30 protein-coding genes and 1 riboswitch are annotated in these 24,204 nt (G+C 71.0%); of the genes, 16 read left to right on the top strand and 14 right to left on the bottom strand.

From position 1 onward, the window contains the following. Positions 1-4 precede the first annotated feature (4 nt). The 3 genes from AAW14_RS19110 (at position 5) to rocD (ending at position 2,661) form a co-directional block, all read left to right on the top strand. A complete protein-coding gene (locus AAW14_RS19110) occupies positions 5-508 on the top strand; it encodes an Lrp/AsnC family transcriptional regulator (RefSeq protein ID WP_265565086.1) in 504 nt (167 codons plus the stop codon). A gap of 123 nt (positions 509-631) precedes the next feature. After that, on the top strand, positions 632-1,444 hold the full coding sequence (gene ddaH / locus AAW14_RS19105; protein ID WP_265565085.1) for a dimethylargininase: 813 nt from the start codon (positions 632-634) through the stop codon (positions 1,442-1,444). Then, positions 1,441-2,661 (top strand): ornithine--oxo-acid transaminase, encoded by a 1,221-nt coding sequence (rocD, locus tag AAW14_RS19100; protein WP_265565084.1) that lies wholly within the window; start codon positions 1,441-1,443, stop codon positions 2,659-2,661. Before ddaH ends, rocD begins: the two co-directional genes overlap by 4 nt. A gap of 99 nt (positions 2,662-2,760) precedes the next feature. Here rocD and AAW14_RS19095 read toward each other — a convergent pair whose 3' ends face one another. Together AAW14_RS19095 and AAW14_RS19090 are read right to left on the bottom strand one after the other, a co-directional pair. Beyond that, positions 2,761-3,237 carry a TIGR00725 family protein gene (locus AAW14_RS19095; RefSeq protein WP_265565083.1) on the bottom strand — a complete coding sequence of 159 codons (477 nt, stop codon included), beginning with the start codon at positions 3,235-3,237 and terminating at the stop codon, positions 2,761-2,763. A 15-nt stretch (positions 3,238-3,252) separates the two neighbouring features. Continuing rightward, complete coding sequence (locus tag AAW14_RS19090) at positions 3,253-4,260, bottom strand: SDR family oxidoreductase (RefSeq protein ID WP_265565133.1); 1,008 nt, start codon at positions 4,258-4,260, stop codon at positions 3,253-3,255. A gap of 184 nt (positions 4,261-4,444) precedes the next feature. Here AAW14_RS19090 and AAW14_RS19085 point away from each other — a divergent pair, with 184 nt between their 5' ends. From AAW14_RS19085 to AAW14_RS19075, 3 genes are all read left to right on the top strand, one after another. After that, complete coding sequence (locus AAW14_RS19085; RefSeq protein WP_265565082.1) at positions 4,445-4,813, top strand: low affinity iron permease family protein; 369 nt, start codon at positions 4,445-4,447, stop codon at positions 4,811-4,813. A 132-nt stretch (positions 4,814-4,945) separates the two neighbouring features. Beyond that, complete coding sequence (locus AAW14_RS19080) at positions 4,946-5,134, top strand: hypothetical protein (RefSeq protein WP_265565081.1); 189 nt, start codon at positions 4,946-4,948, stop codon at positions 5,132-5,134. Positions 5,135-5,373: 239 nt separating this feature from the next. Beyond that, positions 5,374-6,099, top strand: a complete 726-nt coding sequence (locus tag AAW14_RS19075; RefSeq protein WP_265565080.1) for a lysophospholipid acyltransferase family protein — start codon at positions 5,374-5,376, stop codon at positions 6,097-6,099. Positions 6,100-6,190: 91 nt separating this feature from the next. Here AAW14_RS19075 and AAW14_RS19070 read toward each other — a convergent pair whose 3' ends face one another. From AAW14_RS19070 to AAW14_RS19035, 8 genes are all read right to left on the bottom strand, one after another. Continuing rightward, the gene (locus AAW14_RS19070; protein WP_265565079.1) at positions 6,191-7,789 is read right to left on the bottom strand and encodes an alpha/beta hydrolase; all 1,599 of its coding nucleotides are present in this window, start codon (positions 7,787-7,789) and stop codon (positions 6,191-6,193) included. Positions 7,790-7,933: 144 nt separating this feature from the next. Beyond that, positions 7,934-8,698, bottom strand: coding sequence for an urease accessory protein UreD (locus tag AAW14_RS19065; protein ID WP_265565078.1), 765 nt, complete (start codon positions 8,696-8,698; stop codon positions 7,934-7,936). Beyond that, the gene (ureG, locus tag AAW14_RS19060; RefSeq protein WP_265565132.1) at positions 8,686-9,363 is read right to left on the bottom strand and encodes an urease accessory protein UreG; all 678 of its coding nucleotides are present in this window, start codon (positions 9,361-9,363) and stop codon (positions 8,686-8,688) included. Before ureG ends, AAW14_RS19065 begins: the two co-directional genes overlap by 13 nt. Positions 9,364-9,453: 90 nt before the next feature. After that, on the bottom strand, positions 9,454-10,128 hold the full coding sequence (locus AAW14_RS19055; RefSeq protein WP_265565077.1) for an urease accessory protein UreF: 675 nt from the start codon (positions 10,126-10,128) through the stop codon (positions 9,454-9,456). Beyond that, positions 10,128-11,849 (bottom strand): urease subunit alpha, encoded by a 1,722-nt coding sequence (locus AAW14_RS19050; protein ID WP_265565076.1) that lies wholly within the window; start codon positions 11,847-11,849, stop codon positions 10,128-10,130. The genes AAW14_RS19055 and AAW14_RS19050 overlap by 1 nt, the downstream gene beginning before the upstream one ends. Continuing rightward, the gene (locus tag AAW14_RS19045; protein ID WP_265565075.1) at positions 11,842-12,153 is read right to left on the bottom strand and encodes an urease subunit beta; all 312 of its coding nucleotides are present in this window, start codon (positions 12,151-12,153) and stop codon (positions 11,842-11,844) included. The genes AAW14_RS19050 and AAW14_RS19045 overlap by 8 nt, the downstream gene beginning before the upstream one ends. Positions 12,154-12,168: 15 nt before the next feature. Continuing rightward, positions 12,169-12,471, bottom strand: coding sequence for an urease subunit gamma (locus AAW14_RS19040; RefSeq protein ID WP_265565074.1), 303 nt, complete (start codon positions 12,469-12,471; stop codon positions 12,169-12,171). Between the two features lie 446 nt (positions 12,472-12,917). Beyond that, a complete protein-coding gene (locus tag AAW14_RS19035) occupies positions 12,918-13,193 on the bottom strand; it encodes a type II toxin-antitoxin system Phd/YefM family antitoxin (RefSeq protein ID WP_265565073.1) in 276 nt (91 codons plus the stop codon). A 206-nt stretch (positions 13,194-13,399) separates the two neighbouring features. Here AAW14_RS19035 and AAW14_RS19030 point away from each other — a divergent pair, with 206 nt between their 5' ends. The 4 genes from AAW14_RS19030 (at position 13,400) to AAW14_RS19015 (ending at position 16,035) form a co-directional block, all read left to right on the top strand. Next, positions 13,400-14,035, top strand: coding sequence for an ATP-dependent Clp protease proteolytic subunit (locus AAW14_RS19030; protein WP_265565072.1), 636 nt, complete (start codon positions 13,400-13,402; stop codon positions 14,033-14,035). Positions 14,036-14,042: 7 nt separating this feature from the next. After that, positions 14,043-14,348, top strand: a complete 306-nt coding sequence (locus AAW14_RS19025; RefSeq protein WP_265565071.1) for a hypothetical protein — start codon at positions 14,043-14,045, stop codon at positions 14,346-14,348. Between the two features lie 404 nt (positions 14,349-14,752). Beyond that, a riboswitch (cyclic di-AMP (ydaO/yuaA leader) is annotated at positions 14,753-14,948 on the top strand. A 3-nt stretch (positions 14,949-14,951) separates the two neighbouring features. Beyond that, positions 14,952-15,425 (top strand): C40 family peptidase, encoded by a 474-nt coding sequence (locus AAW14_RS19020; protein ID WP_265565070.1) that lies wholly within the window; start codon positions 14,952-14,954, stop codon positions 15,423-15,425. Between the two features lie 79 nt (positions 15,426-15,504). Continuing rightward, entirely contained in the window at positions 15,505-16,035 is a 531-nt protein-coding gene (locus tag AAW14_RS19015; RefSeq protein WP_265565069.1) for a DUF6328 family protein, read from the top strand. 221 nt (positions 16,036-16,256) lie between these two features. On the opposite strand, the gene AAW14_RS19010 is transcribed toward AAW14_RS19015, so the two are convergent. Beyond that, positions 16,257-16,715, bottom strand: a complete 459-nt coding sequence (locus AAW14_RS19010; protein ID WP_265565068.1) for an ATP-binding protein — start codon at positions 16,713-16,715, stop codon at positions 16,257-16,259. 250 nt (positions 16,716-16,965) lie between these two features. Here AAW14_RS19010 and AAW14_RS19005 point away from each other — a divergent pair, with 250 nt between their 5' ends. Continuing rightward, positions 16,966-17,826 (top strand): helix-turn-helix domain-containing protein, encoded by an 861-nt coding sequence (locus AAW14_RS19005; protein ID WP_265565067.1) that lies wholly within the window; start codon positions 16,966-16,968, stop codon positions 17,824-17,826. A 12-nt stretch (positions 17,827-17,838) separates the two neighbouring features. After that, on the top strand, positions 17,839-18,063 hold the full coding sequence (locus tag AAW14_RS19000) for a DUF397 domain-containing protein (protein WP_265565066.1): 225 nt from the start codon (positions 17,839-17,841) through the stop codon (positions 18,061-18,063). A 105-nt stretch (positions 18,064-18,168) separates the two neighbouring features. Here AAW14_RS19000 and AAW14_RS18995 read toward each other — a convergent pair whose 3' ends face one another. Further along, on the bottom strand, positions 18,169-19,296 hold the full coding sequence (locus AAW14_RS18995) for an 8-amino-7-oxononanoate synthase (protein WP_265565065.1): 1,128 nt from the start codon (positions 19,294-19,296) through the stop codon (positions 18,169-18,171). A gap of 147 nt (positions 19,297-19,443) precedes the next feature. On the opposite strand from AAW14_RS18995, the gene bioB reads away from it, so the two are divergent. The 4 genes from bioB to AAW14_RS18975 all read left to right on the top strand — a co-directional run bounded on the left by bioB (position 19,444) and on the right by AAW14_RS18975 (position 23,442). Continuing rightward, a complete protein-coding gene (bioB, locus tag AAW14_RS18990; RefSeq protein WP_265565064.1) occupies positions 19,444-20,637 on the top strand; it encodes a biotin synthase BioB in 1,194 nt (397 codons plus the stop codon). Continuing rightward, positions 20,630-21,910 (top strand): adenosylmethionine--8-amino-7-oxononanoate transaminase, encoded by a 1,281-nt coding sequence (locus AAW14_RS18985; protein WP_265565063.1) that lies wholly within the window; start codon positions 20,630-20,632, stop codon positions 21,908-21,910. Before bioB ends, AAW14_RS18985 begins: the two co-directional genes overlap by 8 nt. Before the next feature lies 1 nt (position 21,911). Continuing rightward, positions 21,912-22,628 (top strand): dethiobiotin synthase, encoded by a 717-nt coding sequence (gene bioD / locus AAW14_RS18980; protein ID WP_265565062.1) that lies wholly within the window; start codon positions 21,912-21,914, stop codon positions 22,626-22,628. 127 nt (positions 22,629-22,755) lie between these two features. Next, positions 22,756-23,442 (top strand): class I SAM-dependent methyltransferase, encoded by a 687-nt coding sequence (locus AAW14_RS18975; protein ID WP_265565061.1) that lies wholly within the window; start codon positions 22,756-22,758, stop codon positions 23,440-23,442. Here the strand turns inward: AAW14_RS18975 and AAW14_RS18970 are convergent, their stop codons facing one another. Then, positions 23,443-23,817, bottom strand: coding sequence for a fic family toxin-antitoxin system, toxin component (locus tag AAW14_RS18970; RefSeq protein ID WP_265565060.1), 375 nt, complete (start codon positions 23,815-23,817; stop codon positions 23,443-23,445). It lies immediately after the preceding gene. 3 nt (positions 23,818-23,820) lie between these two features. After that, on the bottom strand, positions 23,821-24,084 hold the full coding sequence (locus AAW14_RS18965) for a toxin-antitoxin system HicB family antitoxin (protein ID WP_265565059.1): 264 nt from the start codon (positions 24,082-24,084) through the stop codon (positions 23,821-23,823). Positions 24,085-24,204: the final 120 nt, after the last annotated feature.

Below are 24,204 nucleotides of genomic sequence, written 5' to 3'. Positions count from 1 at the left end.
CCGCATGAACAGCAGGCCAGCGCCGTTCGACGAGCTCGACCGGAAGATCATCACTGCTCTGATGGCGAACGCCAGGACCAGTTTCGCCGAGATCGGCGCTGCCGTCGGCCTGTCGTCGACGGCGGTCAAGCGCCGGGTGGACCGGTTGCGCGAGACGGGCGTGATCACCGGGTTCACGGCCACGGTGCAGCCTTCGGCACTGGGCTGGCGGACGGAGGCGTACGTCGAGGTGTACTGCGAGGGCGCGGCCCCTCCACGGCGTCTGGCCGAGGTCGTGCGCAACCATCCGGAGATCACCGCGGCGATGACGGTGACCGGCGGCGCGGACGCGCTGCTCCATGTGCGGGCGCGGGACGTCGAGCACTTCGAGGAGGTGCTGGAGCGCATCCGTACGGAGCCGTTCATCCGGAAGACGATCAGCGTGATGGTGCTGTCGCATCTGCTCCCGGACAGTCCGGAGGCGGGCGCCAGCCACGCCGCACCGGACCGCGCAGCAGACGTGCGCTGAGGCGGCCCAAGACGCAGCATTCCTGCGTAAACGCGCAATCATTGTTCCTTGTCGCCCGTCTGCGGCAGTTCCTACCTTGGTGTCAACCCTCAGTCGACATTCCTGGAGCGGAGGAACCCCTCTGTGCTCGACAGCCGTGTGCCGCGCCGCCGGCGCTTCCTGGTCTGTGAACCCAGACATTTCGCCGTGCAGTACGCGATCAACCCCTGGATGCACCCCGACGCGAAGGTCGACGTGGATCTGGCGCGGGAGCAGTGGCAGGCGCTGATCCACGCCTACCGCACCCATGGCCACACCGTCGACGCCGTGGAGCCGGTCCCCGGCCTCCCGGACATGGTGTTCGCCGCCAACTCGGCGGTCGTCGTCGACGGCCGCGTCTTCGGTTCCCTCTTCCACGCGCCCGAGCGGCGCCCCGAGTCCGTCCACTACGAGACATGGTTCAAGGCGGCCGGTTACGACGTCCACCGCCCCGAGTTCGTGTGCGAGGGCGAGGGCGACCTGGTCTGGACGGGGCGGTACGTGCTGGCCGGCACCGGATTCCGTACGACCCGCGAGGCCCACCGCGAGGTCCAGGAGTTCTTCGGTCACCCGGTGATCAGCCTGACCCTGGTGGACCCGTACTTCTACCACCTGGACACGGCACTGTTCGTCCTCGACGACGACAACATCGTCTACTACCCGGAGGCGTTCTCGCCCGGCAGCCGGGAGGTGCTGGCCCGGCTGTACCCGGACGCGGTCCTCGCCACCCGGGACGACGCCATGGCCTTCGGACTGAACTCCGTCTCCGACGGACGCCATGTCTTCATCGCGCCGAAGGCCGAGGCGCTCGCCGCCCGGCTCGCCGACCACGGCTACAACCCCGTCCCCGTCGACCTGTCCGAGTTCCACAAGGCCGGCGGAGGCATCAAGTGCTGCACCCAGGAGATCCGTTCATGACCGCACCCGTCCGTACGCGTTCGTCCGCCGAGCTGATCCGTGCCGAGGAGCCGGTCCTGGCGCACAACTACCACCCGCTGCCGGTGGTCGTCGCCCGCGCCGAGGGCACCTGGGTGGAGGACGTCGAGGGGCGCCGCTACCTCGACATGCTCGCCGGCTACTCGGCCCTCAACTTCGGGCACCGCAACCCGGTGCTGATCGAGGCGGCGCACCGTCAGCTGGATCTGCTGACCCTCACCTCCCGGGCCTTCCACAACGACCGGCTGGCCGAGTTCGCCGAGTCGCTGGCCGCGCTGACGGGTCTGGACATGGTGCTGCCGATGAACACGGGCGCGGAGGCGGTGGAGAGCGCCGTCAAGGTGGCCCGCAAATGGGCGTACGAGGTCAAGGGCGTTCCGGCGGGCCGGGCGACGATCGTGGTGGCGGACGGCAACTTCCACGGCCGTACGACGACGATCGTCAGCTTCTCCACGGACGAGACCGCGAGGTCGGGCTTCGGCCCCTTCACCCCGGGCTTCCGTGTGGTGCCCTACAACGACCCGGCCGCGCTGGAGGCGGCCGTCGACGAGACGACGGCGGCCGTGCTGATCGAGCCCATCCAGGGCGAGGCGGGCGTGATCATCCCCGACGACGGCTATCTCACCGCCGTGCGCGAGCTCACCCGCCGTGCCGGGTGTCTGTTCATCGCCGACGAGATCCAGTCGGGCCTCGGCCGTACGGGCAGCACGCTGGCCGTGGAGCACGAAGGGCTCCTGCCGGACGTGCTGCTGCTCGGCAAGGCGCTGGGCGGGGGCATCGTGCCGGTGTCCGCGGTGGTCGGCCGCCGTGACGTCCTCGGGGTCCTGCGGCCGGGCGAGCACGGCTCGACGTTCGGCGGCAACCCGCTGGCGGCGGCGGTCGGGTCGGCGGTCGTCGGCCTCCTGGAGACGGGTGAGTTCCAGCGCAGGGCGGCCGAGGCGGGCGTACTGCTGCGGGACGGACTCGCCGCGCTCGTCGGAAGGGGCGTCTTGGGCTTCCGCTCGCGCGGGCTGTGGGCGGGTGTCGACATCGACCCCGCGATCGGCACCGGCCGCGAGATCAGCGAACGTCTCATGCGGGAGGGGATCCTGGTCAAGGACACCCACGGTTCGACGATCCGGCTGGCCCCGCCGCTGACGATCACGGACGAGGAACTGCGGTCGGCACTGGACGCACTGGAGAAGGTGCTCGCGGCGTAGGACGGCGCGACTGCCCGGGGGTCGCGCGTGACGGCCCCCGGGCACTCCTTGCGCCGAACCCCCGGGTCCGCCCCGGCGGCGACCCTCGCCGCACTTCCGTCAGTCCCACAGCCCCGTGAGGTCCAGCGCCTCGGCGGGCGTCCGCGCGGACAGCACACCGGGCGGTTCGCGCCCGTCCGCGTCGACGATCCGCCAGCCGTCGCCGAGCCGGACCACGGGCACACCGCCCCGGCGCATGGCGAGGGCCAGCTCCGAGAGGGTGCCCCAGGATCCGCCGACCACGACGACGGCGTCCGCGCTGTTGACGATCACGTTGTTGCGCGCCTGCCCGAGCCCGGTGGCGACCGCGACACTCAGATCCTGCCCGGCACCGGAGCGGTCGGCCCCCGGCAGCACCCCGACGACGAGGCCCGCGCACGACCGGGCGCCCGCCGCGACGGCGCCCATCACCCCGCCGTGCCCGCCGCAGACCACCACGGCCCCGCGCTGCGCGATCAGCCGGCCCACCTCGTACGCGAGCGTCAGCTCCCGCTCGCCGCACCGGCTCGGCCCGCACACAGCAACCTGAACCGCCATGCCTCAGGAGCCCTCTCAGCCGACCTTGCGCCCTTGCAGCGGTGCCGTTCCCGCACCGGCGCCCTCCTGCAGCCCGCGCAGGAACTCCTCAAGGACCTCGGTCGCCGTCCGGCGCGGGGTCCAGCCCAGCTCGGTGTGTGCGCGCGTGCAGTCCATGAGCGGCAGGCGCAGCACGGCATCGAAGAGGTGCGGTGACGCGGGGAGCAGCCGCAGCCCCCACGCGGCGGCGATCGCCGACCGCGCGGCCGTGCGGGGAAGCCGTACGGGGCGGGTCCCCAGCAGTTCACCGAGCATGGCGGCGTCAAGGGGCGGATCGGCGGCCAGGTTGAACGCGCCGCGGGCCGCACCGTGGACCGCCAGCTGACAGGCGCGGGCCGCGTCGTCGGTGTGCAGGGCCTGGACCCGCAGTCCTTTGACGTCCGGCAGGAAGGGGAGCAGTTCCGGCCGGGCCAGCGGTCCGGGCAGGAACCGTCCGCCGAAGATGCGCCGCTGCTCACTCGCCGACTCCCGCTTGAACAGGAACGCGGGCCGCATCCGGACGACCCGGATCGCGGGGTGCCGGTACTCGAAGGCGTCGAGGGTCCGCTCGAGGTAGGCCTTCTCCCGTGTGTAGGCGGCGTCCGGCCAGCCGTGCGTCGGCCAGGACTCGTCGACGGTGTGGTCCCCGGGTCCCGGGGAGTACGCGCCGACGGAGGAGGCATGCACCAGAGTGGGCACCTCCGCGGCGGCGACGGCGTCGAAGACCCGGATGCTGCCGAGCACGTTGGTCCCCCACGTCGCGACCGGGACGTGCGTCGGCCGGAACGCCCAGGCCAGGTGCACGACCGCGTCCGCGCCCTCGAACTCCTTCACCAGGTCGGCCTGCTCCGAGGCGAGGTCGACCCGTGACCACTTCACGCGGTCCGGGCCGAGGTCGGGGACACGGCGTGCCAGGCCCCTGACCCCGGTCACGTCCGGGTCCTGGGCGAGCAGTCGCACCAGGCTGGTTCCCACATTGCCGGTGGCTCCCGTCACCACGATCATTCGTTTCGCTGCGGTGCTCACGTCGGGCTCCTCTCGGTGACCGGGACAAGCGAGTACCCGCGGACGCGCGAGCCGTTCAACGCTCCCGCGACGGCGCCACGCCCCGTCACCACCGGACGGCGGTCGGTTACCCCGCCCGGGTGCATGGCCGTCATGCTCTGACCGGAGGGGGAAGCCTTCGTGCATGATCTTCAAGAGTCCCGTCGAGCGCGGCGGCCCCCGGCGGGGCAGGTTCGCGGAACTGGCGGAGAAGGCCTCCAATCTGACGAGCTCCCCGCTCTTCTTCCTGATCTGCCTGGTCTTCGTCGGCTTCTTCATCGCCGCCCATGCCGCGGGACTGTCCGTCGAGTGGCTCCTGCTCGCGGGGGAGTCCATGAGCGCGGTCACGCTCCTCCTCCTCGCGCTGCTGAAGAACTCGGAGATGCGGGCGGAACACGCCATTCAGCGCAAGCTCGACGCGATCGCCGGCGCCCTGGTGGAAATGAACAAGGACACGGACAGCCGCGCCCTGCAGGAACTCAAGGAATCGATCCGCATGGAGGAGGAGACGTAGGGCGCCGTCTCACACCCGCACAGTGACCGATATGCACGGCCCTGGCAGCCGTGCCACGCTGATCAGGGGCGGTGCCGCGCCCTCTTACCCCTCATCGAGGAGTGAGCCGGCCTCATCGAGGAGTGAGCCGACATGACCGACCGGAAACAGGGCCCCTACGGGGACGACTCGCACTATGTCGAGGACATGACCGAGGAAACCCTCGGCGCCCAGGAACAGGCACGCCAGGAGCGCCAGCACATGCTGGAGCGGCAGCAGCGCGACCGCAGGGCGGAGGACCAGTCCGGCTACCCGGAGCAGGAGGACGAGGACTATCTGTGAACACCGCTCTGCACGGTGTCACCCTCCCCGCCTCGTGCGGTCCCCGCCGTGGACCGCACGAGGCGCTTACGGAACAGCGGTGTCCCGATGCCCCGTCAGGACCGTCGGTATCACGTCGACTCGGGCCGGGCGCGGTTCCGGGCGAGGGCGCCGGACCCTACACTGACACCCCACTGCACGCCGGTTGAGCTGCTGGAACGCGGCGGTTGGGCTGATCCGCGGAGTGAGGAGCGAGGCTCTTGTTCTACTACGTGCTCAAATACGTCCTTCTCGGACCGCTGCTGAGACTGGTCTTCCGGCCGCGAATAGAGGGCCTCGAGAATGTGCCGACGGATGGGCCCGCCATCATCGCCGGCAACCATCTCTCCTTCTCCGACCACTTTCTGATGCCCGCGATCCTCAAACGGCGCATCACCTTCCTCGCCAAGGCCGAGTACTTCACCGGGCCCGGCATCAAGGGGCGTCTCACCGCTGCCTTCTTCCGCAGCGCCGGGCAGATCCCTGTGGACCGCTCCGGGAAGGAAGCCGGACAGGCCGCGATCCGGGAGGGTCTCGGGGTGCTGCGCAAGGGCGAGTTGCTGGGCATCTATCCGGAGGGCACCCGTTCCCATGACGGCCGCCTCTACAAGGGCAAGGTCGGTGTCGCGGTGATGGCCCTGCGGGCCAAGGTCCCCGTCATCCCCTGCGCGATGATCGGCACCTTCGAGGCCCAGCCCCCGGGCCAGGTCGTCCCGAGCATCCATCCCGTGGTGATCCGCTTCGGCAAGCCCCTCGACTTCTCCCGCTACGCCGGTATGGAGAACGAGAAGGCCATCCTGCGCGCCGTCACCGACGAGATCATGTACGCCATCCTGTCCCTCTCCGAGCAGGAGTACGTCGACCAGTACGCGGCGGTCGCCAAGGCCGAGGAGACGGCGAAGAGTGCGGACAGGGTCCACAGGTTCCCTCGTGTACCGCTGAGCTGACGGCGGACGGGAGCCGAAGGACGACGCACGACGAGGGGGGCGGCCGGGATCCGGCCGCCCCCCCACGCGTGTGGATGACGCGTGCGTACGACTACGGCTTCGGCGTGGCGTGCGGCCCGCACGTCACGTCGGCGTCGTCCGTCCTGCCGGTGAGCAGATACGTGTCCACCCGGCTGTTGATGCACGGGTTGACCAGACCGGTCACGCCGTGGGAGCCCGCGTCCTTCTCGATGATCAGACGGGAACCCTTGAAGCGCTTGTGCAGTTCGACCGCCCCGTCGAACGGCGTCGCGGCGTCCCGCGTGGACTGCACGATCAGCACGGTCGGCAGGCCCTTGCCCGTCCCCACGTTCACGGGGGTCTGCTGCCGGACCGGCCAGGTGGCGCACGGCAGGTTCATCCATGCGTTCGCCCACGTCATGAACGGGTAGTTCGTGTTGAGCCGGGTGTTGTCCCGGTCCCACTTCTGCCAGTTCGTGGGCCACTTGGCGTCGGTGCACTCGACGGCCGTGTAGACGGCGTTGCCGTTCTCGGCGGTGATGTTGCCCGCCGTGTTCGACGTGTCGGGTGCGGCGGCGTCGACGAGCGCCTTGGTGTCCCCCGCGTAGTACTTGCCGAACACCGTGGCGGTCGACACCCACGAGGAGTCGTAGTACGGGGCGTTCTGGAAGAAGGAGATCAGTTCGGCCGGGCCGACGACGCCACCGATGGGGTTCTTCTTCGCCGTCGCGCGCAACTCGAGCCACTTCGCCTGGACCGCATCGCGGGTCGTGCCCAGGTGGAAGGAGGCGTCGTTCGCCGCGACCCAGTCCTCCCAGTCCTTCCAGCGGCCCTCGAAGGCGACGTCCTGGTCGAGGTTCGCCTGGTACCAGATCTTCCGGCGCGAGGGGTTGACCACGCTGTCGACGATCATGCGGCGGAGGTGGCCCGGGAAGAGCGTGCCGTAGACGGCGCCGAGGTAGGTGCCGTACGAGACGCCCAGGTAGTTGAGCTTCTTCTCGCCCAGCGCGGCACGGATCACGTCCAGGTCGCGCGCGGTGTTGGGCGTGGTCATCTGCTCGAGCATCGCGCGCCCGGTGCGCTCGGCGCAGCCCTGAGCGTACTCACGGGCGAGCTTGCGCTGGGCGAGCTTGTCGGCCTCGGAGTCGGGGACCGGGTCCGCCTTCGGCACCTTCACGTACTGCTGCGGGTCCGCGCAGGAGATGGCCGCGGAGTGGCCGACGCCGCGCGGGTCGAAGCCGACGAAGTCGTACGCCTTCGCCACATTGGCCCAGATGGCGTTCTTGGTGGTGACCCGGCGCGGGAAGCGCAGGCCGGAGCCGCCGGGGCCGCCGGGGTTGTAGACGAGAGCGCCCTGGCGGTCCTCCTTGGTGCCCGTGTTCCCGATGTGGTCCACGGCGAGCTTGATCTGCTTGCCGTTCGGGTGGGCGTAGTCGAGCGGAACGGTGACCCAGCCGCACTGGATGGGCTTCTCGAGCCCCCAGTCGGCCGGGCAGTCCTGCCAGTCGATCCCGGCCTTGGCGGCGCGTGCGGCCGCGATCGCGGCGCCGCGGGCCTCGCGGTCCTGACCGTGGCGCGAGTCGGCGGTGGCCGACGGTGCCGCCATGGCGCCGGCTATCAGCGTGGCCGTGACGAATGCCCCCGCGGAGCCGAGCGCAGTCACTCGTCTTGTCGGTCTCAATCCCCTCAAGTGGGGCCTCCCCGTACATGGTTGCGATTGGTCGATCGGTACGGGGATCCTTGCGGCTGTGAGGTCCCTGAGAACAGGGGGGCCTGGCATTCGTTGCCAATCCGATAACCGGTATGTGGATATTCGTTGAACGGACAGACCGTTTCAGGTCAGCGCCTGCAGCGCCTGGTCCAGCACCCGGCGCAGCTGCAGCGCGTCCGGCGCAAGGGCGGTGACGAGCACCGCGGGGCCCGCGAGCGGGGTGAGGGCGGCGTACTCCCCCATCTGCTGCGGCTGCACCGGATCGCGTTCGAACTCGGGCCGTACGACGACGAGTTGCCCCATAGCCCGGTGCCCCGCCAGCACCGCGGGCCCGTCCCATCCACCGGGGGCGCCCGGTCCGCAGGCCAACTCCTGGTCGAGCAACGGCCGTTCGCCCACCCGTACGGTGAGACGGCTGGTGAGCCTTCCGGGTTGCTCACCGGCACGCCCGAGGACCTGTTCCTCACGGTGGATCAGGCGGGCACCGTGCGCGAGGTCGATACGTGAGGAGACGTAAAGCTCACTTCCCTGGGCCGAGATCAACTGCTCGGGCAGCCAGCGCAGTTCGCCCCCGGCGGCCACGTGGAGGCGGACGTCGTAGCGAGCCTCGCCCTTGGCCTGACCGGGCAGGGCGATGGTGGCGGCTGCCGATCCCACGTGGAGCAGAGCGCCCTTCGCCACCTCCGCCTGGACCGTGAAGTGGTCTCCGCCTAGCGGCCCGCTCATCGCGCCGACGATCATGACGCGGGCCTCGTCGCCGCTCCCTCGCGTACGGCGCAGGGCGAGCGGACCCTCGCCCGCCAGTACGGGCAGGGAGGTGCCGCCCCTGCCGTCGTCCCGCGCCACGATCCGCGCCGTGGCCCGTACTCCCGTGGTCACGCCGCCCACGCGGCGAGCCGCGCCCGCACCCAGTCGGCGACGCCGGTGACACCGTCCCCGGTCCGCAGCGACTGGAAGACCACCGGCAGCTCGGCCCGCTGGGCCTTCGCGTCGGCGGCCATGCGCGCGAGATCGGACCCGACGTACGGGGCGAGGTCCGTCTTGTTGACGACGAGCAGATCGGCGGTGGTGACACCGGGACCGCCCTTGCGCGGAATGTCGTCCCCGCCCGCGACGTCGATGACGAAGATCTGCGCGTCGACGAGCCCCTTGGAGAAGGTGGCGGTGAGATTGTCCCCGCCTGACTCGACGAGAATGAGATCCAGCGGTCCGGCTTCGTCCTCCAGATCCTCCACGGCTTCGAGGTTCGCGGAGATGTCGTCCCGGATGGCGGTGTGCGGACACGCTCCCGTCTCGACGGCGGTGATCCGCTCCGGCGGCAGCACGGCCTCGCGCAGCAGGAACTCGGCGTCCTCGCGGGTGTAGATGTCGTTGGTCACGACGGCCAGCGAGATCTGGTCCCGCAGGGCCCGGCAGAGCGCGGCGACGGTGGCGGTCTTACCGGATCCGACGGGACCGCCGAGCCCGATCCGCAGGGCCCGGCGGGTACCGTCGGGCCGCTGCGCGTCGGCGCTGACGGCGGTGGGGCCGTCGTGGGTGTGGTCGAGGTGCATCATCACGGCTCCAGGCATTTCTGGGGACACGCCCCCGGGTAAGGAGACGGGGGCGGGGACGGGAACAGCGGCAGGGACGCTGGAAACCTCCTAGGACGCGAACAGACGTACCGCCCATGCGGCATGCGCCTCCGCACTGATCTCCAGCAGCGGCGCGGAAGCCGCAGGCAAGGCGTCGACCCCGTCGTCGAGCGTCCGCCGTGCGGCCAGGACGGCCTGGTCGGCGACCCGGTCCAGCTCCGGCGCCAGCCGGGCGAGCACAGCCGTGGCGTCGAAGGGGTCCAGACTCAGCAACCGCACCGTCGCGGTGGCGGGACCACTTACACTCTCGTAGGCCACACAGTGCGCCGCGTCATCGGCCCCCAGCCCGGCCGCCCGGGCGGCCAGCCCGAGCACGACCGGCTGATGCGCCCCCTTGGGGAACTCCCCCGCCAACGCGTCCAGTTCGCCGGAGGGCCAGGTCGCCCGGGCGGCCCGCATCAGCTGCCGCCCCAGCCTGCGCGCGGCGACGCGCAGCGCGGGCGAGGGTGTACGGGCATCCGCGGCGGTGTCAAGGGCCGCCGGGTCGGCGCCGAGCGCGGCCGCCGCGGCCAGCGAGGCGGAGACGAGACCCGCGGTGTGCAGCCGCCCCCGGCAGAACTCCTCCAGGCTCGCGGCCCCGGTGATGCGCCCGGCCCGCACGGCCGCCTCGGCCCCGCCGGAGTGCGCGTGCCCTCCGGCGGGGAAGCGGCCGTCGGCCAGTACGAGAAGCGCGGCGCGGGACATCAGAAGAGGAAGTAGCGCTGGGCCATGGGAAGTTCGACGGCCGGAGCCGCCTCGACCAGCTCTCCGTCGATGTGCACGGCGAAGCTGTCGGGATCGACCCGCACAAGCGGACGGGCGTCGTTCTCGCACATGTCCGCCTTGGTGACGCCGCGTGTCGACTCGATGGCCACGAACTTCTTCCCGAGCGGGAGCCGTTCGGGCAGCCCGTCCTCGATCGCCGCAGGCGCGACGAAGTTGACGGAGTTCGACGCCGGCGCCCGCCCGATCGCCCCGTACATCGGCCGGGGCAGGATCGGCTGCGGCGTGGGGATCGACGCGTTGGCGTCGCCCATCTGCGCGTACGCGATCTGGCCGCCCTTGACGACGAGGTGAGGCTTGACCCCGAAGAACGCGGGCTCCCACAGCACGAGGTCGGCGAGCTTGCCGGTCTCGACGGAGCCGATCTCATGGGCGAGGCCCTGCGCGAGCGCCGGGTTGATCGTGTACTTGGCGACATAGCGACGTACGCGGTGGTTGTCCGCGCGGCCGTCACCCGGCAGCGCCCCGCGTCGCCGCTTCATCACATGCGCCGTCTGCCAGGTCCGCATGATGACCTCGCCGACCCGGCCCATGGCCTGGGAGTCGGAGGAGATGATCGAGATGGCACCGAGGTCGTGCAGGATGTCCTCGGCGCCGATGGTGGAGGGCCGGATCCGTGACTCGGCGAACGCCAGGTCCTCCGGCACCGCCGGGTTCAGGTGATGGCACACCATCAGCATGTCGAGGTGTTCCTCGGCGGTGTTGACGGTGAACGGCCGGGTCGGGTTGGTCGAGCTGGGCAGCACATACGGCTCGGAGACCACGGTCATGATGTCCGGCGCGTGCCCGCCGCCCGCGCCCTCGGTGTGGTACGCGTGGATACCGCGGCCGTCGATCGCGGCGAGCGTGTCGCCCACGAACCCGGCCTCGTTGAGCGTGTCCGTGTGGATGGCGATCTGGATACCGGTGCGGTCCGCGACGGTCAGGGCGGCGTCGATGACGGCCGGCGTGGAGCCCCAGTCCTCGTGCAGCTTGAGGCCGAGGGCTCCGCCGCGGATCTGCGAGAGCATCGCCTCGTGCGAGACGGTGTTGCCCTTGCCGAGCAGACCGACGTTGACCGGGTACTTCTCCATCGCCTCGAGCATCCGCGCCAGATGCCAGGGGCCGGGTGTGACGGTGGTCGCCTTCGAACCCTCGGCCGGTCCGGTGCCGCCGCCGACCAGCGTGGTGATGCCCGCGGCGAGCGCCTCGTCGGCGATCTGCGGACAGATGAAGTGGACGTGCGCGTCGATGGCACCGGCGGTGACGATCCGGCCGTTGCCCGCGATGATCTCCGTCTCCGGGCCGATCACCAGGTCCGGGTGGACGCCGTCCATAGTGTCCGGGTTGCCGGCCTTGCCGATGGCGCTGATCCGGCCGTCGCGGATGCCGACGTCGGCCTTGACGATGCCCCAGTGGTCGATGATGACGACACCGGTGATGACGGTGTCGGGGGTGCCGTCCGCGCGCGTGGCACGCGACTGGCCCATGGATTCCCGGATGACCTTGCCGCCGCCGAAAACGGCCTCGTCACCGGCGAGCCCCGGGCCCCCGGAGCGGTCCTCCTCGATCTCGACGATCAGGTCGGTGTCGGCGAGCCGGATGCGGTCACCGGTGGTGGGGCCGAACAGGTCGGCGTACGCGGCGCGCGAGATCTCAGGCATCGAGGGCACCTCCGGTCTCCCCGCGCAGACCGGGCACGACGCGGGTGCCTGCCAGCGGGACGAGTTCGACGGCGACGGGGATCCCGGGCTCGAAGCGCACGGCGGTGCCGGCGGCGATGTTCAGCCGCTTGCCGCGCGCGGCCACGCGGTCGAAGTCGAGGCCGGGGTTCGCCTCGGCGAAGTGGTAGTGGGAGCCGACCTGGACGGGCCGGTCGGCGGCGTTGAGTACGGTCAGCCGGGTGACCTCACGGCCCTCGTTGTAGACGACCGGGTCGTCCGCGAACAGGATCTCTCCGGGAATCATGGCGGCCGCTCCCCGTCAGACGATCGGATCGTGGACGGTGACGAGCTTGGTGCCGTCCGGGAAGGTCGCCTCGACCTGGACGTCGTGGATCATCTCGGGGATGCCCTCCATCACGTCGTCCCGGGTGAGCAGCTTGCGCCCGGACGCCATCAGCTCGGCGACCGGGCGCCCGTCCCGCGCGCCTTCGAGGATGTGCGACGTGATGAGCGCTACGGCTTCGGGGTGGTTGAGCTTGAGGCCGCGGGCCCGGCGCTTCTCGGCCACGTCGGCCGCCACGTGGATCAGCAGCCTCTCTTGCTCGTGCGGGGTCAGTTGCACGTCCCACCTCACAGTCCTCGCTCCGGACCGTGCGGGGTCCGGTTGCCTCAGCCACGGGGCATAGTGCCTGGTGGCGTGGATGGGCAGGCTAGTTGGACCGAGTTTCGAACAAGTTAACCGAGCTGTGATCCCGGCGGGCTCCCGACCGCGGGTCCCGCACGCCGGGCGGCTCCGGCGGCGCGCAGATGCATTCCGGCCCCGCCTTCGGGTTGCCGAGGCGCCACCCAGGACGCGAGCAAGGACCCGACCGTATACGGCGCCGTGGCCGTCACCGCGCCGGGCTCCGGGGCTCGGCCACCCGCGCCGCGAGCACGCTCGTCGCCGGGCCGCTCCAGCGGAACGGGCCACCGGCGTGGGCGCTCGTCACCCCGACCCGGCCCCGCGGTGTCCGTGCCGTGCTCGCCCCGCCGACGCCGCCGCCCCGACGGGTGCGGCCCCGATCGGCCTCAGGACGTGCCGGTCCCCCGGTGCTCGGCCGCGATCCCGAAACGGTGGCGCTCGCGCGGGGCCGAGGCAACCTCCCGGACGCCGGAGACCGAGCTGATCACCTGCTCCTCCGTGGCGTCCAGTTCGGCGAGCCGCTCGAGGTCGGCGGCGGAGACCAGGGCGACGAGAGGCTTGCCGTGCCGCGTCACGACGACGCGCTCGCCGCCGTACACCACGCGGTTGATCAGATCGGCGAGCTCAGCCCTGGCTTGCGTCACCGGAATCTCGTAGGCCATGTGCTCCAGCTTAGACCGGGGCCCGAGGGCCCGAATGCGCGAAAGATCCTGTTCTGCCAGGGGACCGCTTCCCCTCCGGTCGACCCGGCCCCTACCGGTCGAAACGGAGGGGTGCCCACCGTTTCGCTCTCAGCATGCTCCTCACCTCATAGAGCGTACATCCTGTACATTTTTTACAGGAGCTACTTCCGAGGAGAAGCATGCCGATGAACCCACCGACGGCCCGTTATGTCCTGCCCGAGTTCACCGAGCGCACCAGCTACGGCCACCGGACCCTTGACCCGTACGCGAAGCTGCTGGACGAGCGGATCGTGTTCCTGGGCACGCCCGTCGACGACACGTCGGCCAACGACGTCATGGCGCAGTTCATGCACCTCGAGTACCTGGATCCGGACCGGGACATCTCGCTGTACATCAACTCCCCCGGCGGCTCGTTCAGCGCGATGGCCGCGGTCTACGACACGATGCAGTACGTCAACTGCGATGTGGAGACGATCTGCCTCGGGCAGGCGGCGTCCGCCGCCGCCGTTCTGCTCGCCGGGGGAACACCGGGCAAGAGGCTCGCGCTGCCCGGCGCGCGCGTGCTGATCCACCAGCCCTCCCTGCCGGAGCCGGTGCAGGGACAGGCCAGCGATCTGGTCATCCAGGCCGAGGAGTTGATGCGCACGCGCAAGCGGCTCGAGGAGATGCTCGTACGGCACACCGGGCAGAGCCCGGAACGGGTCGCCGCCGACATCGAACGGGACATGATCCTCGACGCGCCGGCGGCCGTGGAGTACGGCCTGGTCGACCGCGTCATCTCCAGCCGCAAGGCGTCAAGCACCGCGCCTGGCGCGAGGTGAGCCGCCGATGCTGCCTCCCGAACTGCCGCCGTTGCCCGCGCTGACCCGCGCCGAGGCGGAGTTGATCGACCGTTACCTCGACGTGGTCGACCTGCTCGGCCGCATCAACCCCGCGCACTCCGGGGACACCTACCGCGGACTGCGCGCCGCCCAGGCCCTGGTGACCAAGGCGGTGGCCCTGCGCGAGGCGCTGACCCTGATGCACCAACGTGGCGAGAACGAGCTGCACGGCCCCACCCTCGCCCGCGCCCTCCGCCTCCTCGACGGCGAACGCCGCGCGGCCCGGGTCACGGTGCCGCCGGGAGCGGGGTGAGCGCATCACCAGGGCACCGACCGAAAGCGGCTGACGGAAAGTGACAGTACCGCCCGAACCTGACAGTTGACGCGAACCGCGCCGCACACGGCATGCACGGGGCGCGTGCGTCGGGCGCCCCGACACAAACGGGCCGAACGGTGTACCCCCGGCCGGAGTAGACACGCATCCATTCGAGAGCCCGGGAGAGTTGCCCAACGCACCTAGTCCAAGGGCACGATGGAGCGCTTCGCCGCAGGTCCGAGCCTCGTTCACCCTCTCAACATCCCTCGAACAAGGGGCTGTCCACCCGAACGAGTGGTTGGTGAGTAACACCACAAACCTCCGATTCCATTGTGATTTTCCACCGCCGGTGGGTGAAGATCCCTTCCTGACGACAAGCCCCCGCCACCGCGGCGGGGCGGTCCGGGCGGACGCCGAGTCCTGCCGCCGCCCGGATGACCGGTCGACAGGAGTGGATCGGCAGGAGTGGAGGACCCAGCAAGGCGGACCCCCGGAGAGATCCGGACGGTCCTTGGGGTGAAGCCGCGTGAGCGGCCGGGCAACTTCGCCAGCCCGAATCCGACAGGTCATCCTTCACAGGCGGCTGACGAAGGGTTGCGCATGACTGCGCTCAATCGTGTCCCGTCGCTGCTGACCAGGGCCGGTACCGCCTCGGCTCTCACCATCGCCGCCGTCGGCGGCAGTATCGCGGTTCCAGGCGCCGCGGGCGACGCGGCGGCCGCCTCGCCCGCCACCAGGGCGCTTCAGATCGCCGCGTCCAAGCAGGGTTCCCCCTACCAGTGGGGCGCCACCGGACCCCGCCGTTTCGACTGCTCAGGGCTCACCCTCTACGCCTACAAGAAGGCCGGCAAGACGCTGCCCCGTACGGCCGCGGCGCAGTACAACGAGACGCACCACATCTCCGCCTCGCAGCGCAGGGCGGGAGACCTGGTGTTCTTCCACTCGGGCCGGAACATCTACCACGTCGGCATCTACGCCGGGAAGGGAAAGATCTGGCACTCCCCGAAGACCGGGTCCGTGGTCAGGCTCGAGACGATCTGGACCAGGAGCGTGTGGTACGGCCGGGTCAGCTGACCGGCCGACGGGGTGACGGCGTCGGTGCGCCGTCACCCCGTGGACGCGTGGGGAGCGCCGGAACGGTTACTCGTTCACCATGGCCGACCGACCTCCCCGCCCGACACGACACGAGACGCCCTTGGAGCGCGCCGACCGCAACTTCGCCGAGCTGCTGCAGGAGCTGCGGGTCACCCAGACCGGAGTGCAGATCCTCTTCGCGTTCCTGCTGACCCTTGCCTTCACCCAGCGCTTCCCGTCCCTCGACACGGTCCAGCGCGCCACGTACGTCACAACGCTCCTGCTCGCCATGCTGGCCGCGGCTCTTTTCACGGCTCCCGCCGCGCTGCACCGCGCGCTCTTCCAGAAGAACGTCAAACCGGCCATCGTGCGGATCTCCTCCCGACTCGCCACCGTCGGGCTGGCGGTGCTGGCCCTCGCGTTCACCGGGTCGGTGCTGCTGGTGGTGGACGTGTCGCTCGGCCGCGCAACGGGCGTCGCCGCGGGCGCGGGGACGCTCCTGGTGTGCGTAGGCCTGTGGCGCGTACTGCCCTGGGCGGCCCGGCGGGCGGTCGTCAGGGCGGATCGACGAGGGGCTCCGGGCCCGGAGCCGCCGGATCGCCCCCGGTGACCGCCGTGACCGCCTGCGCGGCCCGTGCGGGGCGGGTCCGCGCGGCACCCTCGCCGAATCATCAGCAAATAGGCCTGACATCGCGGGTATGTGCCGAGCACTGCTTCAGGGGACCGGGAGGGGCGCGTCCACGGTCGAATGCGGCGCCCAGCCCTTGTGGCCGCCCGGCGGGGCGGCGCAGACGGGCCGGCTCGCCCTCGCCGAGACCATGGAACCACGCTTCAAGGCTCTTGCTGTCCCGCTGTCGTGACCGGCTGCACCGGCGCGGTCCACGGCAGTTCGATCGCGACCGTCTTTCCGCCCTCCCGGGTGGGCCGCACACTCACCGTGCCGCCGCCCTCCGCTGCCAGCCATCGGATGATCACCATTCCCCGGCCGTTGTCCTGTTGCACTGCCGCCGGTAGCCGTTTGGGAAAACGAGGGTGGCTGTCGGTGACACCGATGCGCAGCAACTCGTCCCGGTCGAGGGCCAGATCGACCGTGAACGTGGGTGACTGCCCGAAGGTGTGCTGCACGGCGTTGGTGGCGAGTTCGGACACGATCAGGCGGACGGTGTCCGCGACTTCGGCGTCGCTCGGCAGGCCCCATTCGACGAGGACGCCCGAGACGTATTGCCTCGCGGCCGAGACCGAGGCGGGGTCGCTCGGCAGAGTGACGGATGCTTCCTGATGGTCTGCCATGGCGAGGTCGTCCCTTTCCCACGGGACCGGAGTCCGACACGGAGCGGTTGGTTCGAGTAACGGTCCCGGACTTGGTGCTTCGCGCCAGACTGCCATCACCCGGGCCCCGCCGGGTGCGTTCCCCCGAGATATGCATATATCTGTCGCTCGAAGCGGTGAACTCTCCGACGACCGACCGTATTTGGGCGTGCCTCGGGGCCATCCTCTACCGTCGCCGTGAAAACCGCGCGCCGTGCGGAAGGAGTCGGCCATGCAGTACGGACCAGCGGTGCGCCGTCGCAAACTGGGCGCCGAATTACGCGCCCTGCGCTCCCGCGCGCGTCTCACGAGCGGCGAGGCGGCCGCCCGCGTCGGCTGGCACCAGTCGAAGGTGAGCCGGATCGAGACGGGTGCCAGCGGGGTCAAACCGGCCGACGTACGACTGCTGTTGGACGCGTACGGCGCGGGGGATCCCGAACTGCGGGAACTCCTCCTGGCGTTGGCGGGCTCCGAGGACGGCGGCGGCCGGCAGAACTGGTGGCATGCCTACCGTGGGGTGCTGCCGCCGACCTACCGTGACTTCATCAGCCTGGAGTCGCAGGCGAGCGCGATGCGCACCCTGGAGACCTCCGTGGTGCCGGGACTGCTGCAGACGCCGGAGTACGCTCGGGCCGTGACCCGGGCCGCGGTCGGCACCCTGGAGGACGAGAAGCTGAACGCCCTGGTTGAGGTCCGGCTGGCCCGTCAGGACGTACTGCGTGCACAACCGCCGCTGACCCTGAGCGCCGTCCTGGACGAGGCGGTGCTGCGGCGGGAGGTCGGCGGGCCGGAGGTCATGGCACGCCAGCTGAAGCGGATCCTGGACGCGGCCAGGCTGCCCCATGTGCGGCTCCAGGTCCTGCCGTTCGCCGCGGGGGCGCACATCGGCATCACCGGGCCTTTCGTTATCTTCTCATTTCCGAGCAGATCTGATCTGGATGTGGTTGTTCTCGACCATTTGACGAGTAGCCTCTATCTCGAACGGAAAGAAGACCTTCAGGCCTACTGCGAGGCCTTCGACTCCCTGCAGATCCACGCCCTTTCGCCTGAGGACTCGTTGGATTGCATCGCCGCGTTGGCCGGCGACGCGTAAGGAGGCACCCCCGTGTCAGCACTGCCTCGGCACATCCCCGACAGTACGTCCCTGCACGGTGTGCTGTGGCTGCGCAGCAGCCGCAGCACCGGATGCAACAACTGCGTCGAGACCGCCCGTCCGGGCCCCGGCCCCCGCAAGGGTCTGGTGGCCGTGCGCGACTCCAAGAACGTGACAGGCCCCGCGCTGCTGTTCACCCCCGACGCCTGGGAGGATTTCCTGGCCGCACTGGACTGATCACTCCCGTGCGAATCGGTTCCCTTTGAGTCAATTTCGAGCCAAATTCCGACCCGATTTCCGAGTCACTCCCTCCAACGCGCGATGCACGGCCGTTTCGCCGACTCACGGTCGCGTCTCGCCGATCACCCGTACGGCGTGTTCCACCTGCCCGTCGGTCAGGTCCCCCCGGGCGGTCAGACGCAGCCGTGAGATGCCGTCGGGCACCGACGGCGGGCGGAAGCAGCCGACGGCCACTCCCGCCGCCCGGCAGTCGGCCGCCCACCGGACGGCCTGCTCGGGAGAGGGCGCCCGCACCGACACCACGGCGGCGTCCGGCCGCACCGCCTCATGGCCCTCGGCCGTGAGGCGGGTGTGCAGGGCCCTCGCCACCGCGCGGGCCCGTGCGGCGCGTTCCGGCTCGCGGCGCAGCAGACGCAGCGCCGCGAGTGCCGCGCCTGCCGCGGCCGGGGCGAGACCGGTGTCGAAGATGAACGTCCTGGCCGCGTTGACCAGGTGGTCGATCACCGGGGCCGGGCCGAGTACCGCGCCGCCCTGGCTGCCCAGCGACTTCGACAGTGTCACCGTCACCACCACGTCCGCGGCGCCCGCGAGCCCCGCGGCGGCCGGGGCGCCCCGGCCGCCGTCCCCGAGGACGCCGAGGCCGTGCGCGTCGTCGATGATCAGCCCCGCTCCGAACTCCCGGCAGACGTCCGCCAGTTGGCCCAGAGGGGCCGCGTCGCCGTCCACCGAGAAGACCGTGTCGGAGACGGTGACGGCAGGTCCCGGGTGGGTGTCCAGCGCTTTGCGGACCGCCTCCGGGTCGGCGTGCGCGACGACCTGGGTGGTGCCGCGCGCGAGGCGGCAGCCGTCGATGAGCGAGGCGTGGTTGCCGGCGTCGGAGACGACCAGGGAACCGTGCGGCGCGAGCGCGGTCACCGCCGCGAGGTTGGCGGCGTAACCGGAGGAGAACACCAGGGCCGCCTCGAAGCCGCAGAAATCCGCCAGCTCGCGCTCCAGTTCGCCGTGCAGCTCCGTGGTGCCGGTGACGAGCCGTGAGCCGGTCGAACCGCCGCCCCACCGACGGGCGGCCCGGGCGGCGCCCTCGACGACCTCGGGGTGGCGGGCCAGGCCCAGATAGTCGTTGCTCGCAAGGTCGAGGAGCGGGGAGTCCGCGGCGCGGGGGCGAAGGGTGCGGACGAGTCCGGCCCGGTGGCGCGTCCGCGCCTGCTCGTCGATCCAGCCGAACGCCATGGGTCCTCCGGGGCTTTTGTAGGCAGTGGACAGACACTAGCGGCACGACCAGCCGCCCAGGGTGTGGCAATACCCACACGTCGAACGGCGTCTCTTGTGCAAAGTCTCCTTGGCCCGGGGCGGTCCCTTAGGACAGGATCGGCTCTCATGGACCTGCTGAACACGCTGGTGGACAAGGGGCTGCGGCGCGAGACGCCGACCCGCGAGGAAGCTCTGGCCGTCCTCGCCACTTCCGACGACGACGTGCTCGATGTGGTGGCCGCGGCCGGAAAGGTGCGCCGCCACTGGTTCGGCCGACGGGTGAAACTCAACTATCTCGTCAACCTGAAGTCCGGCCTGTGCCCCGAGGACTGTTCCTACTGCTCCCAGCGGCTCGGCTCGAAGGCCGGGATCCTGAAGTACACCTGGCTCAAGCCGGACGACGCCTCGCAGGCCGCCGCGGCCGGAGTCGCGGGCGGGGCCAAGCGTGTCTGCCTGGTGGCCAGCGGGCGCGGCCCCACCGACCGGGACGTGGACCGGGTCTCCGACACCATCAAGACGATCAAGGAACAGAACGAGGGCGTCGAGGTGTGCGCCTGCCTCGGTCTGCTCTCCGACGGCCAGGCCGAGCGGCTGCGCGCCGCGGGCGCCGACGCGTACAACCACAACCTGAACACGTCCGAGGCCACCTACGGGGACATCACCACCACGCACACCTACGCCGACCGCGTGGACACCGTGCAGAAGGCGCACGCCGCCGGTCTGTCGGCCTGCTCGGGCCTGATCGCGGGCATGGGCGAGAGCGACGAGGACCTGGTCGACGTCGTCTTCTCGCTGCGGGAGCTGGACCCGGACTCGGTCCCGGTCAACTTCCTGATCCCGTTCGAGGGCACACCGCTCGCCAAGGAGTGGAGCCTCACCCCGCAGCGGTGTCTGCGGATCCTGGCGATGGTGCGGTTCGTGTGCCCGGACGTGGAGGTGCGCATCGCGGGCGGCCGCGAGGTGCATCTGCGCACGATGCAGCCGCTTGCCCTGCACCTGGCCAACTCCATCTTCCTGGGCGACTACCTGACCAGTGAGGGCCAGGCGGGCAAGGCGGACCTGGAGATGATCGCGGATGCCGGGTTCGAGGTGGAGGGGACGGACCAGGTGACGCTGCCGGAACACCGCGCGGCCGGCGGATGCGGGTCGCACGCGGGTGCGGCGTGCGGGTCCGACGACGGCACGGGGTGCGGATCGCACGAGGGCGGCGGTGTGTGCGGTTCCGGTGCCGCCTCCGCCCCGCGGACGGACGAGCCCCGTACGGATCTCGTCGCCGTACGCCGCCGGGGAGCCGGAACGGACATCGCGCCCAATGCCTGATCTGTCCGTGGACGAGCTGCTGGCGCTGGACCGGCAGCACGTCTGGCATCCCTACGGTCCCATGCCCGGACGGCAGGAGCCGCTCGTCGTGGAGTCGGCGAGCGGGGTGCGCCTGCACCTGGCCGACGGCTCGGGCGAGCTGGTCGACGGCATGTCGTCCTGGTGGTCGGCGATCCACGGCTACAACCACCCGGTGCTCAACGAGGCCGCGCGCGAGCAGCTGGCGCGGATGAGTCATGTGATGTTCGGCGGGCTCACCCATGAGCCCGCCGTGCGGCTCGCGAAGCTCCTGGTCGACATCGCGCCTGAGGACCTGGAGCACGTCTTCCTCGCGGACTCGGGCTCGGTCTCGGTCGAGGTCGCGGTCAAGATGTGCCTGCAGTACTGGCGTTCGCTCGGGCGACCCGCCAAACAGCGCCTGCTGACCTGGCGTGGCGGCTACCACGGAGACACCTGGAACCCGATGTCCGTGTGCGACCCCGAGGGCGGGATGCACGAACTCTGGTCCGGGGTGCTCCCGCGCCAGGTGTTCGCGGACGCGCCTCCCGGTGCGTACGAGGAGTCGTACGCGGACCATCTGCGCTCGGCGATCGCGCGGCACGCGGACGAACTGGCCGCGGTGATCGTGGAGCCGGTGGTGCAGGGGGCGGGCGGGATGCGGTTCCACTCCCCCGCATATCTGGGTGTGCTGCGCGAGGCGTGCGATGCGCACGACGTGCTGCTCGTGTTCGACGAGATCGCCACGGGGTTCGGGCGCACGGGCGCGCTGTTCGCCGCGGGCCACGCGACCGTGACGCCGGACGTGATGTGTGTGGGCAAGGCGCTGACCGGCGGCTACATGACCCTGGCGGCCACGCTGTGCACCCCGCGCGTGGCGGAGGGGATCTCCCGGGGTCAGGTGCCGGTGCTCGCGCACGGCCCGACCTTCATGGGCAATCCGCTGGCGGCCGCCGTGGCCTGCGCCTCGGTCGAGCTGCTGCTCGGCCAGGACTGGCAGTCGGAGGTCAAGCGGATCGAGACGGGTCTGCGGGACGGGCTCGCGGAGGCGGCGGACGTTCCGGGGGTGCGCGAGGTACGGGTCCTCGGCGCCATCGGTGTCGTCCAGCTCGACCACGAGGTCGACATGGCGGCCGCGACGCGGGCCGCGGTGCGCGAGGGCGTGTGGCTGCGGCCCTTCCGCGACCTCGTCTACACGATGCCGCCGTTTGTGACCGGCGACGCGGACGTGGCACGCATCGCGCGCGCGGTGTGCGCGGCGGCACGGGAAGGGTGACATGTCGACACTGGTGATCACGGGGACCGGCACGGAGATCGGCAAGACGGTCACGACCGCCGCCGTCGCGGCGGTGGCCGTCGCGGCGGGCCGGTCCGTGGCCGTGCTCAAGCCCGCGCAGACGGGTGTCCGGACCGACGAGCGCGGGGACGCCGACGAGGTGGCTCGGCTCGCGGGGACCGTGACGACGTGTGAACTCGCGCGCTATCCCGAGCCGTTGGCGCCCGCCACGGCGGCCAGGCGCGCCGGGATGCCTCCCGTGCGGCCGTACGAGGTGGCGGAGGCCGCCGCGAAGCTGGCCGTCGGGCACGACCTCGTCCTCGTCGAGGGGGCCGGCGGGCTGCTCGTACGGTTCGACGACGAGGACGGCACCCTGGCGGACGTCGCGCGGCTGCTGGCGTCGCCGGTGCTGGTGGTCACGTCGGCGGGCCTCGGCACGCTCAACACGACCGAACTGACGGCGCGCGAACTGCGTCGTCTGGGGCTGGACCTGGCGGGTGTGGTCATCGGCAGCTGGCCCGAGTCGGCCGATCTCGCGTCCCGGTGCAACCTCGCCGACCTGCCTGCGGTGACCGGGTCGCCCTTGCTCGGCGCGCTGCCCGCGGGAGCGGGAGCGCACGCGCCCGCGGACTTCCGCGCCGGAGCACCCGGCTGGCTGGCGCCCCCGCTGGGCGGGACCTGGTCGGCGACGGCGTTCGCCTCGGCGCACGCGCCGTAGGGCGCGGCGGAGTTGGCCCGGGCGTCCACTCCGTGGGACACGGAAGCGTCCGCGGCCACACGCAGGGGTGCGCCGGGCGCGTGCGGGGGACAATCCGGGTAAGGCCGGTCCTATCCGGGAGGTGCTCATGCCGCTGCGGTCCGTCCGACCCCACACGGTGTCGCGGGACTCCGTGCACCATCCGCTCTTCGCCCGCTACTACGCCCGGATCTCCGTCGCCGCCGAGACACGCATCGGCATGGCTGCCGTCCGGGACCGGCTCCTGGCCGGGCTGTCCGGCCGGGTGATCGAGATCGGCGCGGGCAACGGTCTGAACTTCGCCCACTACCCGCGCACGGTCTCGGAGGTCGTCGCGATCGAACCCGAGCGGCTGCTGCGGCATTTGGCGGTCGAGGCAGCCCTGCGCGCCGACGTCCCGGTGGACGTGGTGCCGGGCGCGGCGGAGGCGCTGCCGGTCAAGAGCGAGGCCTTCGACGCGGCGGTCGTCTCCCTGGTGCTCTGCAGCGTGCGGGACCTCACGCGCACGCTCGGTGAGCTGCGACGGGTACTGCGGCCCGGCGGTACGCTGCGGTTCTACGAGCACGGCGCGGGCGGCGGGCCCGCGATGCGGTACGCCCAGCGCGCCCTGGACCGCACGGTGTGGCCGCCGCTCAACGGGGGCTGTCACCTGTCCCGGGACCCGGTGGCGGCCCTGCGCACGGCCGGATTCGAACTGGGCCCCTACCGGCGGCTGTTGATGCCGGAGAAGGGGCCGCGTCTGCCGACGTCGTACTGCGTGCTGGGCACCGCCCGGCGGCCCGGCGGCGGGGAGTAGTCACAGACTCCACTGCCGCAGCTCCCGCGCGATGTCACTCACGGAGGCCTCGCCGCCCTTGACCAGCCGGGCCAGGTCGCGCACCTGCTCCGGGGAGGTGACGACCTTGACACCGCTGGCGACCAGATAGGCGTAGGCGACCGCGGACGCGAACAGCGCGTTGGAGCGCTCCAGCGCGGGAACGTGCAGCAGAAGCTGGAGGAGGGCCGCGGCGCGGGCGTGCGGGGTGTCGTAGACGGGGACGCCGAATATCTCCGCGTCGTGCCGGCTGACCGCGGCGACGAGCGCTCCCCAGTCGGTGACCTGGGGATCTCCGGGTGTCTTCTGTTCGGCGACCATCAGCAGCCAGGCGAGGTCGATCCTTAGGTTGCTCAACGCTCAGCGACGACCTTCGCTCCGGTGCTCTCCCGAGCCCTCGCCCCGGCCCTCGCGGGTGGCACCGAACTCCTCGGCGAAGACGGACTCGTACTGCTTCATGAAGTCGGCGGCTGCCTCCACGAACGTGTGACCCGCCTCCCCCGCGTCCTGCTTGACCAGCTCTTCGATGTAGCGGTTGACGCTCATGCCGCGCTCCAGGGCTCGTTCGCGGGCGGCTCGGGCGGTGTCCTCGTCCACCCTCACGTTCAGCTGGGTCTTCGCCATACCCCGACGCTAGCGCCGTGGCGCTAGCGTCGGCAAGGGGGCAGCCTGGCTCCACCACGGGGTGGAGAGTGCCCCTTACACCGGCATCCGGGGCACGACCTGTGGCGGAGACGCGCCTGG

Source organism: Streptomyces hygroscopicus, assembly GCF_026168105.1.
GTDB lineage: Bacteria > Actinomycetota > Actinomycetes > Streptomycetales > Streptomycetaceae > Streptomyces > Streptomyces hygroscopicus_D.
Note: the sequence above shows the minus strand (reverse complement) of the source record. Positions and strands in the feature narration are given on the sequence as shown.